Genomic DNA, 15,754 nt, shown 5'->3' with positions numbered 1-15,754 from the left:
ATCCGCGCGTCCCGTTGTTCTCGGCGACCTGTCTTCAGCCGTGACGCTGAACTCCGCCCCCGCCAGGTCCTCGTCGTGAGCCGCGGACTAGGCGGCCCACAAGCGCCTGCCGGCGATCGCGGCGCCTTCGGACAGCGCGGCGAGCTTCGCCCACACGATCTCCTCATGGCCCACACGCGATCCGATTCCGCAGTCGGTCCCCGCCTGCAGGTTCTCCTTGCCCACCACACTGGCGAAGTTCGTCAGCCGTTCGGCGATCAGTTCCGGATGCTCGACCAGGTCGGTGGCGTGGCTGACCACGCCGGGCACGAGGATCTTGCCTTCGGGCAGTTTGACGTCCTCCCACACCCGCCACTCATGTGCGTGCCGGACATTTCCGGACTCGATGGCGTAAGCCTGTGTGTTGACCTTGATCAGCAGATCCGCGATGTGTTCGAGGCCGATGTCGTGCGTGTGCGGCCGGTGACCGCTGCCCCAGCAGGTGTGCATCCGGATCTGCTCGGCGGGCAGCCCGTCGATGCTGTGGTTGATCACCTCGACCGCGAACTCGAGGTAGCGGCGCAGTTCCTCGACCGTCCACGAAGGGTGGAACTGCCAGGTGGTCGCGAACTCGGGCTCGTCGATCTGCAGCACCAGTCCGGCATCGGTGACCGCCCGATACTCCTCGCGGAGCGCCTCGGCGACGGCGAACATGTACTCTTCCTCGCTCGCGTAGTGCTCGTTCCGCGCGCCCGCGCCCAGGCTGAGCGGCCCCAGCGCGGCGATGAAGCCATCCACCTCCTTGCCCTCGACGGCCGTCTTCATCGCCGCGATGTCGGCGGCGATGGCGTCCTGGCCGATGTACGTGATCGGCGAGGTGCACACCCGGCCCGACGTCGGCATCTTCGGTACGGCCCCGGGAGTCGCGAAGCCGGGCCTGACCGGCCCGCCGGATCCCGACAGCCACAGGCCGGAGGCGTAGGTGCCCGGGAAGTCCGCCTTGTCACGCGCAGCGACGTACTCGCGCTTCGGCGGGACACTCGGGTCGATGGGCAGCGTCTCCCAGCCGGTCACCCGGGCGTGGATGTAGCCGCTGTAGCCGGCCATGTTCGCGGCCTTGACGTACTCACCGTCGTTGACCGTGTCGATACCGCACTCGATCTGACGGGCGACGACCTCGGCCACCGCGCCCGGCAGGCGCGCGTCGATGGCCTCCCGGTCGCCCTGGGCGATCAGCTCGTCCAGGTCCCTGGGACGCGGCAGGTTGCCGCCGTGCGAGGTGAGGATCCGGTTTTCGCGCCTCATGCGAGTCTCCTAGCCACGATGTCTTCTCCCGCGCCGACGCGCAGGAACTTCTGCAGTTGGTGCCGGGCGCTCGACTGCGCGACCCAGCCGGGCCTGATGGCGAAGCTGTACGTCACCTCCGCGACGTACAGGTCACCGTGGGAGTCCAGGGCGATCCCGTGCGGTGCGATGAAATTTCCGGCCGCCGTACGATCCGTCGTGGAGTCCCCCCACCGCTCGGAAACGCGGCCGTGCGGGTCCAGCACGGTCAGCCGGGCGGGCTGGTCCTGCTCCGCCTCGCCGTGCACGAAGGACCGCCTGCCCTCCGGCCGCCACAGTTCGACGACGTACACCGAGCCGTCCGGGGCGATGGTGAGGTCGCACGGGCGCCGGACGTCCGTCCACTCCTCGATGAAGCGGCCGTCGGGGGTGAAGATCTGGATCCGGTCGTTCTCCCGGTCGCCGACGAACACCCGCCCGTCCGCCGCGATGTCCAGGCAGTGCGGCAGATGGAACTGTCCGGGGCCGGTGCCGGGCTCGCCCCAGGAACCGACCAGGTCACCGGACGCGGTGAACCTGTGCACCCGGCTGTTCCCGTACCCGTCGCTCACGTAAAGGTCGCCGTCCGGGGCGACGGCCAGGTTGGTGGGCCGGTTGAACGGCCCGCCCGCGTACCGGACGCCCTCGACGCTGTGCACGCGCACCGGACGGCCGGATGCGAACCCGGTGTCCGACGCCACGCCGGCCGTGCCCAGCGTCATGAGCAGGTCGCCCTCGGGGGTGAACTTGCGGACCGTGTGGTCGCCCGCGTCGACGCAGTAGACGCCGCCGTCCGGCCCGACGGTCAGCCCGTGCGGCGTGGTGAACAGGCCTTTTCCCCAGCAGCGGACGAAGGTGCCGTCGCGCTCGTACACGATGACCTGGCCGTCGAAGCGGGTGAACAGGTAGACGCGGTCGGCGGCGTCGACGTCCACCGCGGCCACGTCCGCATGGTGGAGGCCGTCCGGCAGCCGCTCCCAGTCACCGTCGACCTCGAACCGGCGCCCGTGCCCGCGCACCACCGCCGTCATGACGCCGCCCCGGAACGCGGCGCCGGCAGCCATCCCCACGGATGCGTCCCCCAGCCGGGCGAGATCAGCGCACCGGCCCGTACGGTCTGCACCGGCCGCAGGCCGAAGCCGCCGTGGAAGACCTCCTGCTCGGTGTCGACGAACTCGAAGTCGCCCTCGACCAGGTCGAGCACCGTCAGGTCGGCTTCCCGGCCGACCGCGATCGCGCCGAGCTCATGCTCGGCGCCGATCGCCCGCGCCGCGTTCGCCGTGGTCATCCGGACCACCTCGGACAGGGTGTAGCCCACGGCCATGAACTTCGCCATGCACTCCAGCAGGGAGTGGAAGGTCTCGCCCGCCGCCGTCAGGTCACTGCTGATGGTGTCGGGGAGGAGACCGAGCGCGCGTTGCTCGCTCGCGACCCGGTAGCCGAAGTTCCCCCTGCCCAGCGCCGAGTCCAGGGTGATGCCGCGCTCCCGGGCGGCGAGCAGGGCGGGCATCATCCGGTCCGCCGCGTCCATCACGCCACCGTGGTTCGGCGTGCACAGATGGGTGAGGATGTCGCCCGCGTCGAGCTGTTCGATGGCGAAGCGGGTGGCCGGTTCGAGCAGGTGGGGATCAGGCCGCCGCCGCGCGGACAGGTCGCCGATGTGCACCATCAGCGGGACCCCGTGCTCCCTGGCCACCGCCTTGGTCGCGGACACGATGTCCTTGCCGTGCGTGGCGACCAGCGGTCCGACCAGCCGCAGCTTGATCCCCTGGACCAGCCCAGGATTGGCGGCGACGCACCTGGCGATCGCGACCGGGTCGATCTCGGCCAGGTCGTTGACGTCGATCATGGTGGGCATGGTGTGCGCGTAGCTGCCGATGTTCAGGTACGGGATGACCCGCGTCCTGGCGTTCGGCTGGATGTAGGCGGAGAAGACGCCGATGTTGGCGACACCGACGGATCCGGCGTCGACCAGCGTGGTGACTCCCGACCGCACGCCGATGTCGTCGGGGTCGCAGCCCTCCATGCCCACGCCGGGGGTGATCGCCCCGCGGGCGACGTGGGTGTGGATGTCGATCAGGCCGGGGACGACGTAGCGCCCGGAGCCGCTCGCGTCGATCACCCGGCGCGCCGAGTCCGCTGGGATGTCCTCCAGCACCGCCGTGACCCGGCCGCCGGTCACGGCGATGTCCATGACGCCGTCAAGCCCCTGCCCGGGGTCCAGGACCCGGCCGCCCTTGATCAACAGGTCGCACCGGGTGGCCTGGTCGTCGCTCATCAGTCCTCCTGTCAGTGCCGCTCATCGCGGCGTGTCCCGCTCAGCGGGCCGGGGATGTGCTGTTGCTCGCTCGTCACGGTGGAGATGTCCTGCGTCAGAAGTGGTCCCAGCCCGCGGGCAACGCGGACATCTGCACGGCCCAGGCCTGTTCCAGCGTCTCGGCCGAGCCGGCGAGCCCGATCCGGTCCAGCACCTCGTAGGCGTCGGCGCCGGGCCGGCGTACCGAATGGCCCAGGCGTGGCGGGTTGCCGTGCACCCGGATGGCGATGCCCGGCATCACCACCTCGCCGACCTCCTCGGAGATCTGGGTGACGGTGAGCCCCTTGGACCGGGCCCACGGGTCGGTCATCAACTCCGCGAGCGTCGTGACCGGATGCGCGCCCAGCCCCGCCTCGGTGAGGCGGCCGGTCCACTCGCGGGCGGTGGCGGCACGGAAGGCGGTCTCCAGGGCCGCTGCCACCGCGTCGTCATCGGACCCGTCGAGGCCGGACAGCGCCTCCTCCAGGCCGGGAACCTCGCGGAGCACCGGCAGGGACCGCCGGGCCGCCCCGAGGAAGAACCATCGATCGGCCGCCTGGTAGAACCGGTGCCACGCGCCGAGCCCGAGAGCCGCCGGCCCGCTCGGCTCGGCCGCGCGATCATCCCTGGGAACGTTCCCGCCTGGTGTGACGGCCGGAAGCGGGCGCACCGCGAAGCTCGCCTGCTGGTAGCCGCCCGTCTGGGTGAGTGAGGTGCGCACCTGCTGGCCGGCGCCGGTCAGCTCGCGGTGATAGATGCCCACCGCCGCGGCGAAGGCGGCCATGGCGCCGGTGCCGTAGTCCAGAAGGTTGTACGGGCCCAGCACGGCCGGTCGGCCGTCGCCGCCCGCCCGCGTCATGATCCCGGTCGCCGCCTGGCCCTGGGTCTCGTACCCCCGGCGGCCCGCCCATGGACCGCCGTAGCCGTAACAGCTGACGGAGACGTAGACGATGTCCGGGCGGCGGGCCCGTACGTGCTCGTAGCCCAGGCCGTAGCGTTCGGCGGTCCGCTCGGGGAAGTTGTGGGTCAGGACGTCGGCTTCGTCGATGAGCCGCCAGAGGACCTGCTGGCCCTGGCTCGACTTCACGTCCACGAGGACCGTCCGCTTGCCGCGGTTGACGAACCCGTGCGCGCCGACGCGCCGCTGCGGCGAGTTGATCTTGACGACGTCGGCCCCGAACTCGACCAGGATCCGTCCCGCGCTCGGGCCGGCCAGGATCTGGGTGAGGTCGACGACCCGCCGCTCCGCGTAGGGCAGCGCGACCGGATCAGCCTCGACGCGCGGCGGGCGAGCGGGGGACACCTCGGCGGGCGACGCGAGCTCGGCGAGGATCTCGGCACGGTCCGCGTCGGGCAGGTGCCGGGGCCTGCCGGGCAGCGCGGGGGTGGCGGACAGCCACACCGCCGAGCCGGGCATCGCCGTCGCGCCCAGCTCAGGATCGTCGACCACGACGACCTGTCCGGAGGCGAGCGCGTGGTCGTTCTCCAGCCATTCGGCGAGCGTCCGGACGGCGGCGAGCGGGACGCCCGCCACGCCGGCGAGCTCCTCCCACTCCCCCGCCGGGCGGGTCAGGAACAGCGCGGTGAGCCGGTCGTGCAGCAGCCGGCGCAGCTCCGGGTCGCGATCCAGCCTGGCGCGGTCGGTCAGGCCCTCGCCCACCCAGGCCGTCACCCCCGCCGCGTCGAGGAACCAGGCGAGGAAGCGGGGCGTCGCGCCGATCGGGTTGAACTGCACGTACCTGCCGTCGGCGCAGCGGTACGTGCCGCTGCCGTTGGAGCTGATCGCCCGCTCCGGCGGCAGCCCCTGCGCGACCGGGTAGGCGCCGCTCCCCCCGATGGCCTCGAACATCGCGTCGAACAGCGGGACCTCGACCCGGTCGCCACGCCCGGTGCGCTGCCGGGAGGTCAGGCTCGCCACGATCGCGAAGGCGCCGCAGAACGCCGCGAAGTTGGACGCCACGGGAATCGCGGTGTAGGTCGGCCGGGTGTCGTCCCAGCCGTCCGGCGCGTGACCGGCCCGGATCCGGCAGTTGCCGGTGGCGGCCGCGATGACGCCCTCCCAGCCGGGGACTCCGGCGCGCGGATCGTCGGCCGCGAAACCCGGCAGCGAGCAGTAGACGAGCCGGGGGTTGGCGGCGCGCAGCTCCCCCCAGCCGAGCCCGAGCCGGTCCATCACCCCTGGCCGGAAGTTCTCGATGAGGACGTCGGCCCGCCGGACGAGCTCGCGGGCGACGCCGAGGTCCGCCGCGTCCTTCAGGTCAAGGCTGATGCGCCGCTTGCCCCGGTTGAAGAACGCGTCGTTGGCCGGGGGTGTGACGCCAGGACGGTCGACGTGCACGACGTCGGCTCCCTGGTCGGCGAGCATGACCGCGGCCAGCGGCCCGGCGACGTGGTGACCGAAGTCGACGACGCGGATCCCTCGGAGAGCTGCCGGCCGTTGCTTGGAGGTGCTCATCGCGATGTCTCCTGGGGCTCGGTGACCGGCGCGACGGCCGGCTGGTGCAGGACACAGGCCGCGCTGTGCTGGGCGCCGATCCGCAGCAGCGGCGGGTCCTGGTGCGCGCAGTCGTCCTGGGCGACCGGGCAGCGGGTGCGGAAGCGGCAGCCCGTCGGGGGGTTCGCCGGATCGGGCAGCTCGCCGCTGAGCACGGTGCGGCGCCGCGACCGCTGCGCCTCCGGGTCGGGCACGGGCACCGCCGACAGCAGCGCCTTGGTGTACGGGTGTCGCGGGTCGGTCGCGACCTGCTCCGCGGTGCCTTCCTCGACGATCCGGCCCAGGTACATCACCGCGATCCGGTGCGACAGGTGCCTGACCGTGGCGAAGTCGTGGGACACGAGGACCATCGCCTGCCCGGTGTCCTGCTGGATCGACAGCAGCAGGTTGAGGATCTCCGAGCGGGTCGACAGGTCCAGCGCGGAGGTCGGCTCGTCGGCGACGAGGACGCTCGGGGAGAGCGCCAGCGCGCGGGCGATGCAGACCCGCTGCCGCTGCCCGCCCGACAACTCGTCCGGATACCTGTCGACGAACGCCGGATCGAGGGTGGCCCGGCCGAGCAGCTGGGCGGCGCGCTCGCGCATCTCGCCCCGGCCGATCTTGCCGTGGACCAGGAGTGGCTCGGCGACGGCGTGGCCGATCGTCTTGGTCGGGTCGAGCGCGCCGTACGGATCCTGGAAGATGACCTGGAGCCGGCCGCGCATCTCCTTGAGCTCGCTGCCGCGCGCCCTGCTGACGTCCTTGCCCTCCACCTCGACCGTGCCCTGGTCGGGCTTGAGCAGCCGGGCCATCAGCCGGCCCACCGTCGTCTTGCCCGATCCGGACTCGCCCACGATGCCGACCGTGGTGCCGGCCCGTACCTCCAGGTCGACTCCGTCGACGGCGCGGACGCTCTCCAGCGTACGGCCCAGCATGCTGCGGCGCAGCGGGAACGACTTGGTCAGGCCGCGCACGCGCAAGACCACATGATCCTCAGCCACGGACGGTCCCCTTCAGAGTCAGGTCACCGGAGGCGACGCGCCCGCAGCGGGTGCGGCGACCGTCGCCGATGGTCGTGTCGGCCTGTGGTCGCCGGCAGACGTCGTCGACGCTGTGCTCGCAGCGGGGCTCGAACCGGCAGCCGCCGGGGAACTGCCCCGCGGACGGGACCCTGCCCGGGATGACCGTCAGGCTGGTCCTGGCCCGGCCCGCCTGCGGCACGGCGGCGAGCAGCGCGCTGGAATACGGGTGCCGCGGCTCGTAGAAGAGCCGGTCGACGGGGGTCCGCTCGGCCATGTGACCGGCGTACATGACGACCACGTCGTCGCAGAAGTCCGCGACCACGCCGAGATCGTGGGTGACCAGCAGGACGGCCAGATCGAGGTCGCGCCGCAGATCGCGCAGCAGCTCCAGGATCTCGGCCTGGATCGTGACGTCCAGGGCGGTGGTCGGCTCGTCGGCGATCAGCAGCTTCGGGTCACAGGCGATGGCGGCTGCGATCATGACGCGTTGCTGCATGCCGCCGCTCATCTCGTGCGGGTAGGACCCGAGCCTGCGTTCGGCGTTCGGGATGCCCACCCGGCTCAGCAGCTGTCCTGCCTGCTTGAGCGCCACCGACCGCCGCTCGCCCAGATGCAGCCGGCGCACCTCGGCGATCTGGTCGCCGACGGTCATCGTCGGGTTGAGGCTGCTCATCGGCTCCTGGAACACCATGCCGACCGGCCCGCCCCGGATCCGGCGGAGCTCCCGCCGGCTGCAGGTGAGCAGGTCGACCCCGTCGAAGCGGATCGAGCCCGCCGCGACCCGGACGGCCGCGGGCAGCAGGCCCAGGATCGCCATGGAGGTCAGCGACTTGCCGCAGCCGGACTCGCCGATCAGCGCGACCGCCTGCCCTCTGCGTACCTCGAAGGTGACGTCCTCGACCAGCCCCGGCTGCCCGACACCGCCGGGCAGATCGATGGTGAGGCCCTCGACGGACAGCAACGGCTCGGCGGCGTCGCTTCGCTGTCCCGGTCCTGCTGTCATGTCCGCCTCCTGACTCCGACGGCGTCACGGATCGAGTCACCGATCGTGTTGAACGCGAGCACGGTCAGCACCATCGCGATTCCGGGCGGCACCACCGAGAAGGGCGAGTGGAACTGGTTGGTGTACGCGGATTTGAGCATCGAGCCCCAGCTGGCGTCGGGCGGCTGGACGCCCAGGCCGATGAAGCTCAGGCTGGCCTCGGCCAGGAGCGCGACGCCCATCAGGATCGTGACCTGAACCAGCAGCGGAGCGGCGATGTTGGGCAGGATGTGCACCCACAGGGTGCGCCGGGTGGACGAGCCGATGGCCACCGCCGAGTCGACGAAGGTCTCCTCCGCGACGGCCAGCGTCGCGCCGCGTACGACTCTGAACAGGCCGGGCGCGAAGATGATGCCGACCGCGAGCATGGCGTTGACCAGCCCCGGGCCGAGCACCGCGACGATGGCCAGCGCCCCGACCAGCGCCGGGAGGCTGAGGATCGTGTCGGCCAGCCGGCCCGCGACGGCGTCGACGACACCGCGGCGCAGGCCGGCCCACAGCCCGAGCGGCAGGCCGATGAGCAGCGCCACGCCCACCGAGATGAGCGGGGCGATGACGGCGATGCGCGAGGCCTGGACGATCCGGCTCGCGACATCGCGCCCGAACTCGTCGGTGCCGAGCAGATGCGTCCAGCTGAGCTCGGCGAACCTGTTGCCGAGGTTCTGCGCCTCCGGGTCATGCGGGGAGACGAAGGGACCGGCGATCGCCAGGAAGACGAGGAGGACGATGAAGGCGACGGCGATCGCGCTGGCCGGCCGGCGCAGAATCGTCAGGACGACGTGCCGCGCGGGGCGCGAGCTCTTGGGGGCGGCGGCGGTGGGAGTCGTGGTGGTCATGCCGTGCGCACCTTCGGGTTGATCCAGCCGTAGGCCAGGTCCACGATGAGGTTGATGGCCACCACGACCACGGCGCTGAACAGGACGTAGCCCTGGATCATCGGGTAGTTCCGTTGCAGCACCGAGTTGATGGCCAAGGAGCCGAGGCCGGAGATGCCGAACACGGCCTCCACCACGATGACGCCCCCGAGCAGTCGTCCGGTCTGCAGGCCGAGTACTGTCACGACAGGGATGGCCGCGTTGCGCAGGATGTGCCTGCGGACCAGCCAGGGTCCCGACGCGCCCCGGGCCCGTGCCGTGCGTACGTACGGGCGGGTGAGCACGTCGGCGACGCAGCCGCGGGTGTGTCTGGCGAGTTCCGCCGAGGTGGCCAGGCCGAGTGACGTGGCCGGGAGGATCACGTGGGAGAGCCACACCCCGAAGCCCTCCCTGATGTCGACGTATCCGGTCGCCGGTAGCCAGGGGTTGGCCAGGGCGAACAGCGATACGAGCACCATCGCCAGCCAGAAGCTGGGCATCGCGATGCCGAGCGTGGCCAGGGCCGACACGGCCCGGTCGATCCAGCTGCCCTGGGTCAGGCCCGCGATGATCCCGGCCGTCACGCCGATCACGACCGCGACAGCCATCGCCATCAGGGTGATGATCACGGTCGGCGGCGCCGCCTCGAGGATCGTCGAGGAGACCGGCCGGTTGCTGAACAGCGAGTTACCGAGATCTCCTTGCAGCACGCCGGAGAACCAGCTGACGTACTGCTCCAGGACGGGCTTGTCCAGGCCGAGCTCGGCGCGGATCCTGGCCACTTCGGCCACCGTGGCGTTCTCACCCGCGATCACCTCGGCGACGTCGCCGGGAATCAGCTGCACCAGCAGGAAGGTGAGTATCGAAACAAGCCACAAGACCAGCAGACCGCCGCCGAGCCGGCGCATTACCATGCCTGCGCTCACCGCCACCTCCGTCCAGCACTGCGCGGAACGAAGACTGTGCTGGAGCCGGGCGAGACACTCGCAGGGTCCGTTCGTGTCACATGCATTCACCGCGCCGTTGTCCGATAATGGGACAAAATGTGCAATAGTTGTAAACGCAATGCTGCCCTGCGGCTACGTGGGCGTCAAGAGGGAGCCCTTGCGTAAATGGGCGGTTTCGGGATCGTTACCGGACACCGTCACAAGGCGGTGACCACCCGAAATGCCGTCACGCTCGGATGGCGGCGGGCACCGGCCAGTTATCACGTATAGCCGACAGGAGGAGGTAGCACTGTGGGCCACAACACAGCATGGACACGTACTCTTTGTCGTCACACACATGGCAACCCCGGCGTTCGACCTTAGGATTCGCTCATGGCCGCAGAGTCACAGTTCACCGGCCTGACCAGTGTCACCAGCGGTTCCACCGTGATCAGCCAGGAGAACCGGACACTCCGCGACCTGGTGGAGATCTACCGCCACCTGTCCGGCCTGGCTCTCCAGGACGCCGACATCGGCACGGTCGCCCATCTCGTCGCCCACCGGACCGACGTGACGGTGGCCGTCATCAGCCAGAAGATGGGCATCCTCGCCGCGGCCTCGCCCGGCGAGAGCTACGAAAGCGCCATCCAGTACGTCCACGACCATCTGATCCATCCACGGCTGGCGCACATGCTCGCCAACGCCGGCAAGTCCCGCCACCCGCTCCGGCTGCCGGACCCGGCGCGCGGCCGGGCCCGCATCGTGGCCCCGATCCTGGTCGGCGGCACCGTGCCCGCCTATCTCGTCTCGCTCGTCGGGGCGGCCCCTGACCAGGGCGAGGACATCGACCTGATGATCGCCGAGCATGCCGCGACGATCTGCGGGGTGATCCTGGCCCGCGAGCGCGTCATCTTCTCAGCGGCCAGCCAGGTCCGTGACGACCTCGTCGAAGGGCTGCTGTCCGGGTCCGGCCGGGACAACGACGAGGTCGTCCGCTGGGCGCAGCATCTCGGCTACGACACCGAGCGGGACCACCGCGTCCTGTCGATCATCCTCGAACCGCCCGCGGGCGACACCCAGCGCAGCGCCCTGGTCGCCGAACGCGCCGCGGGCGCGACCGCGCGCCTGTTCGTCGCCCAGTCCCCCGACGCGATCACCTCCGTCCGAACGGACGAGGTGGTCGTGGTGCTGACCGAGAGCACCATCCCGGGCTCGACCACCAGGGCCGAGCAGCTCGGCACCCTGTGCGTGCAACGCCTCGGAGCGCTGTTCCCCGATGTCGGCGTGTCCATCGGCGTCGGCGGCGCGTTCCGCGAACCGGCGCACATCGCCCGCTCGTACGAGGAGGCGCGCCGGACCACCGAGGTGATCCGGCGGCTCGGCCAGCGCGGCGCCGTGGTCGCCTTCGACAAGCTGGGCATCGGCCGCCTGCTGCTCCAGGTGCCCGACATCGAGACGCTGCGCGAGTTCGCCACGGACATCCTCGGCGAGGTGCTGCGCCACGAGAGGAAGCACCACTCGGAGTTCATCGCCACGCTGATGTGCTACTTCCGGGAGAACAACAGCCCGCAACGGGCGTCGAAGCTGCTGCACGTGCATCCCAACACGGTCACCTACCGGATCCACCGGATCGAGGAGATCACCGGACTGGACCTGAACAGCTATCGTGACCGCCTCGCCGCGCAGGTGGCGCTGGAGATCATCGACGCCCTCGACGTCAGTGCTTGACCTCGGGGGAAGGATCGCCCGCCGTCACGACGGCCGCGGCGGAGTAGACGATGCCGGCGCCGGTCGACGAGTCGATGTAACGCGGGATCCAGCTCTCGTCGTCGTCGACCGGGGTCGCACCCCACCCGTAACAGACGTGGAAGCCGGTCGAGGTGCTGACCCGGAACAGGAACATGTTGTCCGACAGCCGGCGTCCGGGGCTGACGAAGGCGTCCATCTCTCTCCTGGCCAGGTCCCAGGCGATCTCCACCTCCTCCAGCGTCGTCACCTCGACCATCAGGTGTTCGAGCCGGAGGTCGTCGCCCCCTTCGAGCAGGGCGATGCTGTGGTGGCGGGGATTGCACCGCAGGAACCACATCTCCCCGAGGTGCGCGCCGAGGTTGATCGCGTCGGACACCTTCATGCCCATCACCCCGGCGTAGAAGTCGAGCCCCTGCTGCAGATCAGGCAGCCGCAGCACGACGAAGCCCAGGCCGAGCGCGCCGGTGACCGTCCGCGACGTCGGCCGCCGCCCCTGGTAGGAGCCCGCCGTCTCCTCCTGGCCGACGAAGAACTCGTGCCGCAGGCCGAAGGGGTCGTCGAAGAAGACGAGCCGCTCCACGGAGCGCTCGGCCGCCAGCCGCGCCGAGCCCTCCGTCACCTCGAACCCGGCGGCGGTCAGGTGGGCCGCGACGCCCTCCAGTGACTCCTCGGCGCCGATCTCCCAGCCGAGGTAGAGCAGCCGGTCGGAGTCGCCCGGGTGGATCGCGAGGCGATGGGACCGGTCGCACCAGCGCACCCGGACCGTGCCGTCCGGCAGCCGGTAGGTCTCGAAGCCGAAGACGCGCGGACCGAAGCCCAGCCAATCCTCCCCCGACGCGGACCGCACGCCGACGTATCCGATGCTTCGCATGCCGCATCTCCTCGCACTTCGCGCACACAGGGTGCGCCACGACAAGAATACGCGGCCGGGGAAACGCGGCACCGCCGCTCAGGTCAGGGCGGCGCGCAGCACCGGCTCGATGTCCGCCGCCGCCTCATCCCCGTACGCCTCACGCAGCCGGGCCACGTCGGTGTCGGCGTCGATGGCCCACTCCTGGGCACCGTTCGTCTCCAGCACGAGCGTGGCGACGAGCGCCCCGAGCTGGGCGGCCCGCTCCAGCCCCAACCCGCCGTTCCCGCCGACCAGGAATCCGGCCCGGAAGCCGTCGCCGACGCCGGTCGGGTCGGCGATCGTCCGGGCCGGCACCACCCCGACGTGCAGCGCGGTGCCGTCGCGGCCGACGATGTCGACGCCTCGGTCGGACAGGGTGGTCACCCGCAGGCCGACCCGGCCGGTGATCTCGTCGGCGTCCCAGCCGGTCTTGCGGATCAGCAGTTCCAGTTCGTACTCGTTGGTGAACAGGTAGGTGGCGCCGTCGACCAGAGAGCGGCACCGGTCGCCGTCGAGGCGGGGCAGCTGCTGCGACGGGTCCGCGGCGAACGGCACGCCCAGCGACCTGGCCTCCTCGGTCTGCGCGACCATCGCGTCCGGATCGCTGGCGCACACCATGACCAGCTCGGTGCCGTACCGCTCCACGATGGGGGCGAGTGCGATGTTCTTGGTCTCCGTCATCGCCCCCGGGTAGAAGGACGCGAGCTGGCACTGGTCGTCATCGGTCGTGCAGGTGAAGCGCGGGGTGTGGGCCGACTCCACGGTGAGGACCCCGCCGCAGTCGACGCCGTGCCGTTCAAGGAACGCCCGATAGCCGGCGAAGTCGGCGCCGACGGCTCCCACGAGCACCGGGCGTCGTCCCAGAACTCCCATGCCGAAGGCGATGTTCGCGCCGACCCCGCCCCGGTGGACGACGAGATCGTCCACCAGGAAGCTCAGTGACACCCGGTTCAGCCGGTCGGCCACGAGATGGTCCGCGAAGCGGCCGGGAAAGTGCATCAGGTGGTCGGTGGCGATCGATCCGATCACCGCGGTCGTCCCTGCGGGCACGGTTACTCCTCTGTGATGTGGTCAGAAGACGATCGTGGTGCGGCCGTTCACCAGGACGCGGTCCTCACAGTGCCAGGCCACGGCCCGCGCCAGCACGGTCCGCTCGATGTCCGCGCCGCGCCGCGTCAGCTCCCGCACGCTCGCGCGGTGCGACACCCGTACGACGTCCTGCTCGATGATCGGTCCCTCGTCGAGCTCCTCGGTGGCGTAGTGCGCGCTCGCCCCGATGAGCTTCACGCCGCGTTCCTTCGCCCGCTCGTACGGCCCGGCGCCGGCGAACGCGGGCAGGAAGGAATGGTGGATGTTGATCACCGGTACGCCGATCCGGTCCAGGAAGTCGCCCGAGAGGACCTGCATGTAGCGGGCCAGCACGAGCAGGTCGACCCGGCCCCGCAGGAGGTCGAGCTGGCGCCGCTCGGCCTCCGGTTTGGTCGCCCCGGTCACCGGGACGTGCTCGAACGGCACCCCGAAAGAGGCCACCTCGCCGGCGAGGTCCGGATGGTTGGAGACCACCTGGCACACCTCGATGGGCAGCTCGCCCCGGCGGGCCCGCCAGAGCAGGTCCAGCAGGCAGTGGTCGTACCGCGACACGAAGAGCGCCACCCGGGTCGGCGCGGAGGCGACGCGGAAACGGAAGTCCGCGCCGAGCCGGGCCGCGACCTCCTCCCGGAACTCGCGCTCCAGCCGGGGCAGCTCCTTGTCCAGTCCGGGCAGGTGGAACACGACGCGCAGGAAGAACCGGCCGCCCGCGGGCCCGGCGGAGTCCTGGTCGGACTGCACGATGTTGGCTCCACGCCGGTACAGGAACGACGAGACGCAGGCGACGATGCCCGGCCGGTCGGTGCAGGACACGACCAGCCGGCCGACGTCGGGTGCCGTTCCGTTCACAGCGTGGCGGGGACGGCGTCGGCGGACAGCGCGGCCTCCCGGCGGAGCGCGTCGGCCAGATCGGTGCGCTCCCACGGCAGGTCGAGGTCCGTACGCCCGAAGTGTCCGTAGGCGGCGGTCGGGCCGTAGATGGGGCTGTGCAGTCCGAGATACTCGCGGAACGCGGCGGGGCGCAGGTCGAAGTGCTCGGCCACCAGGGTTCGGATCAGCGACCGGCTCACCCGCTCGGTGCCGAACGTCTCGACGAGCGCCGAGACCGGCCTGGCCACGCCGATGGCGTACGCGACCTGCACCTCCACCCGGCGGGCGAGGCCGGCGGCGACCACGTTCTTGGCGACGTGACGCGCCGCGTAGGCGGCGGACCTGTCGACCTTGGAGGGGTCCTTGCCGGAGAAGGCGCCACCGCCGTGCCGGGCGAATCCCCCATAGGTGTCCACGATGATCTTGCGTCCGGTGAGGCCGGCGTCACCCACCGGGCCGCCGATCACGAACCTGCCGGTGGGGTTGACCAGCAGGCTGCGGTGGAGCGCGTCGGCGTCGTACAGCTCGGCCGGCAGCTCCGGGATGACGACGTGCCGCCAGAGGTCCTCGCGGATCCGCTCCAGCGTGGCCTCCTCGGCGTGCTGGGTCGAGATCAGCACCTGCTCCACGGCGACCGGGACGTCACCCTGGTAGCGGACCGACACCTGGGTCTTGCCGTCCGGGCGCAGGTAGCCGAGCGTCCCGTCCCTGCGCACGGCGGCCATCCTGCGCGACAGGCGGTGCGCCAGCGCGATCGGCATCGGCATGAGCTCGGGCGTCTCGTCGGTGGCGTAGCCGAACATCATGCCCTGGTCCCCTGCCCCCGCGCGGTCGAACTCGTCGCCCGAGCGGTCGCTGCGATGCTCGTGCGCCAGGTCGACGCCCTGCGCGATGTCGGGTGACTGCTTGTCGAGCGCCACGAGTACGGCACACGAGTGACCGTCGAAACCGTAGGCGCCGTCGTCGTAGCCGATCCTGTTGACGGTGTCCCGGACGATCTGCGTGTAGTCGAGCAGCTTCGGCGTGGTGATCTCCCCTGCCAGGACGACCATGCCGGTGGTGATCAGGGTCTCGCAGGCGACCCGGGAGTAGGGGTCGAGGGTCAGGGCCGCGTCCAGCACGGCGTCGGAGATCGCGTCGGCGATCTTGTCCGGGTGGCCCTCGGTCACGGACTCGGAGGTGAACACGTAGTCGTCGTCGGTCATTGCGCAGGCTCCTCGTGCGATGGGTTGAGCGGGC

The 15,754-nt window shown here is 70.9% G+C and carries 13 protein-coding genes; 1 reads left to right on the top strand and 12 read right to left on the bottom strand.

Going from position 1 to position 15,754, the window contains the following annotated elements; all coding sequences use genetic code 11:
* Window positions 1-87 precede the first annotated feature (87 nt).
* The 8 genes from GUY59_RS00900 to GUY59_RS00865 all read right to left on the bottom strand — a co-directional run bounded on the left by GUY59_RS00900 (window position 88) and on the right by GUY59_RS00865 (window position 9,915).
* Complete coding sequence (locus GUY59_RS00900) at window positions 88-1,284, bottom strand: cobalamin-independent methionine synthase II family protein (RefSeq protein ID WP_138198523.1); 1,197 nt, start codon at window positions 1,282-1,284, stop codon at window positions 88-90.
* A complete protein-coding gene (locus GUY59_RS00895) occupies window positions 1,281-2,366 on the bottom strand; it encodes a peptidyl-alpha-hydroxyglycine alpha-amidating lyase family protein (RefSeq protein WP_236666715.1) in 1,086 nt (361 codons plus the stop codon). The genes GUY59_RS00900 and GUY59_RS00895 overlap by 4 nt, the downstream gene beginning before the upstream one ends.
* Window positions 2,330-3,580 carry an amidohydrolase family protein gene (locus tag GUY59_RS00890; protein WP_138198521.1) on the bottom strand — a complete coding sequence of 417 codons (1,251 nt, stop codon included), beginning with the start codon at window positions 3,578-3,580 and terminating at the stop codon, window positions 2,330-2,332. Before GUY59_RS00890 ends, GUY59_RS00895 begins: the two co-directional genes overlap by 37 nt.
* 94 nt (window positions 3,581-3,674) lie before the next feature.
* Complete coding sequence (locus tag GUY59_RS00885; RefSeq protein ID WP_138198520.1) at window positions 3,675-6,053, bottom strand: CaiB/BaiF CoA transferase family protein; 2,379 nt, start codon at window positions 6,051-6,053, stop codon at window positions 3,675-3,677.
* On the bottom strand, window positions 6,050-7,072 hold the full coding sequence (locus GUY59_RS00880) for an ABC transporter ATP-binding protein (RefSeq protein WP_201760367.1): 1,023 nt from the start codon (window positions 7,070-7,072) through the stop codon (window positions 6,050-6,052). Before GUY59_RS00880 ends, GUY59_RS00885 begins: the two co-directional genes overlap by 4 nt.
* On the bottom strand, window positions 7,065-8,096 hold the full coding sequence (locus GUY59_RS00875; protein WP_138198519.1) for an ABC transporter ATP-binding protein: 1,032 nt from the start codon (window positions 8,094-8,096) through the stop codon (window positions 7,065-7,067). The genes GUY59_RS00880 and GUY59_RS00875 overlap by 8 nt, the downstream gene beginning before the upstream one ends.
* Window positions 8,093-8,971 carry an ABC transporter permease gene (locus tag GUY59_RS00870; RefSeq protein WP_138198518.1) on the bottom strand — a complete coding sequence of 293 codons (879 nt, stop codon included), beginning with the start codon at window positions 8,969-8,971 and terminating at the stop codon, window positions 8,093-8,095. Before GUY59_RS00870 ends, GUY59_RS00875 begins: the two co-directional genes overlap by 4 nt.
* A complete protein-coding gene (locus GUY59_RS00865; RefSeq protein WP_201760366.1) occupies window positions 8,968-9,915 on the bottom strand; it encodes an ABC transporter permease in 948 nt (315 codons plus the stop codon). Before GUY59_RS00865 ends, GUY59_RS00870 begins: the two co-directional genes overlap by 4 nt.
* 393 nt (window positions 9,916-10,308) lie before the next feature.
* Here GUY59_RS00865 and GUY59_RS00860 point away from each other — a divergent pair, with 393 nt between their 5' ends.
* Window positions 10,309-11,643 (top strand): PucR family transcriptional regulator, encoded by a 1,335-nt coding sequence (locus tag GUY59_RS00860; RefSeq protein WP_138198517.1) that lies wholly within the window; start codon window positions 10,309-10,311, stop codon window positions 11,641-11,643.
* On the opposite strand, the gene GUY59_RS00855 is transcribed toward GUY59_RS00860, so the two are convergent.
* From GUY59_RS00855 to metK, 4 genes are all read right to left on the bottom strand, one after another.
* A complete protein-coding gene (locus tag GUY59_RS00855) occupies window positions 11,633-12,535 on the bottom strand; it encodes a VOC family protein (RefSeq protein WP_138198516.1) in 903 nt (300 codons plus the stop codon). The two genes, GUY59_RS00860 and GUY59_RS00855, sit on opposite strands and share 11 nt — an antisense overlap.
* A gap of 78 nt (window positions 12,536-12,613) precedes the next feature.
* The gene (locus tag GUY59_RS00850) at window positions 12,614-13,606 is read right to left on the bottom strand and encodes a carbohydrate kinase family protein (RefSeq protein ID WP_442938934.1); all 993 of its coding nucleotides are present in this window, start codon (window positions 13,604-13,606) and stop codon (window positions 12,614-12,616) included.
* 21 nt (window positions 13,607-13,627) lie between these two features.
* Window positions 13,628-14,494 carry a formyltetrahydrofolate deformylase gene (gene purU / locus GUY59_RS00845; protein WP_138198515.1) on the bottom strand — a complete coding sequence of 289 codons (867 nt, stop codon included), beginning with the start codon at window positions 14,492-14,494 and terminating at the stop codon, window positions 13,628-13,630.
* A complete protein-coding gene (gene metK, locus GUY59_RS00840) occupies window positions 14,491-15,720 on the bottom strand; it encodes a methionine adenosyltransferase (RefSeq protein WP_138198514.1) in 1,230 nt (409 codons plus the stop codon). The genes purU and metK overlap by 4 nt, the downstream gene beginning before the upstream one ends.
* Window positions 15,721-15,754 lie beyond the last annotated feature (34 nt).

Origin of the sequence: Nonomuraea sp. K271 (assembly GCF_009908215.1) — a bacterium.
GTDB lineage: Bacteria > Actinomycetota > Actinomycetes > Streptosporangiales > Streptosporangiaceae > Nonomuraea > Nonomuraea longispora.
The sequence above is the reverse complement of the archived record's forward strand: the minus strand, read 5'-3'. Positions and strand labels throughout refer to the sequence as shown.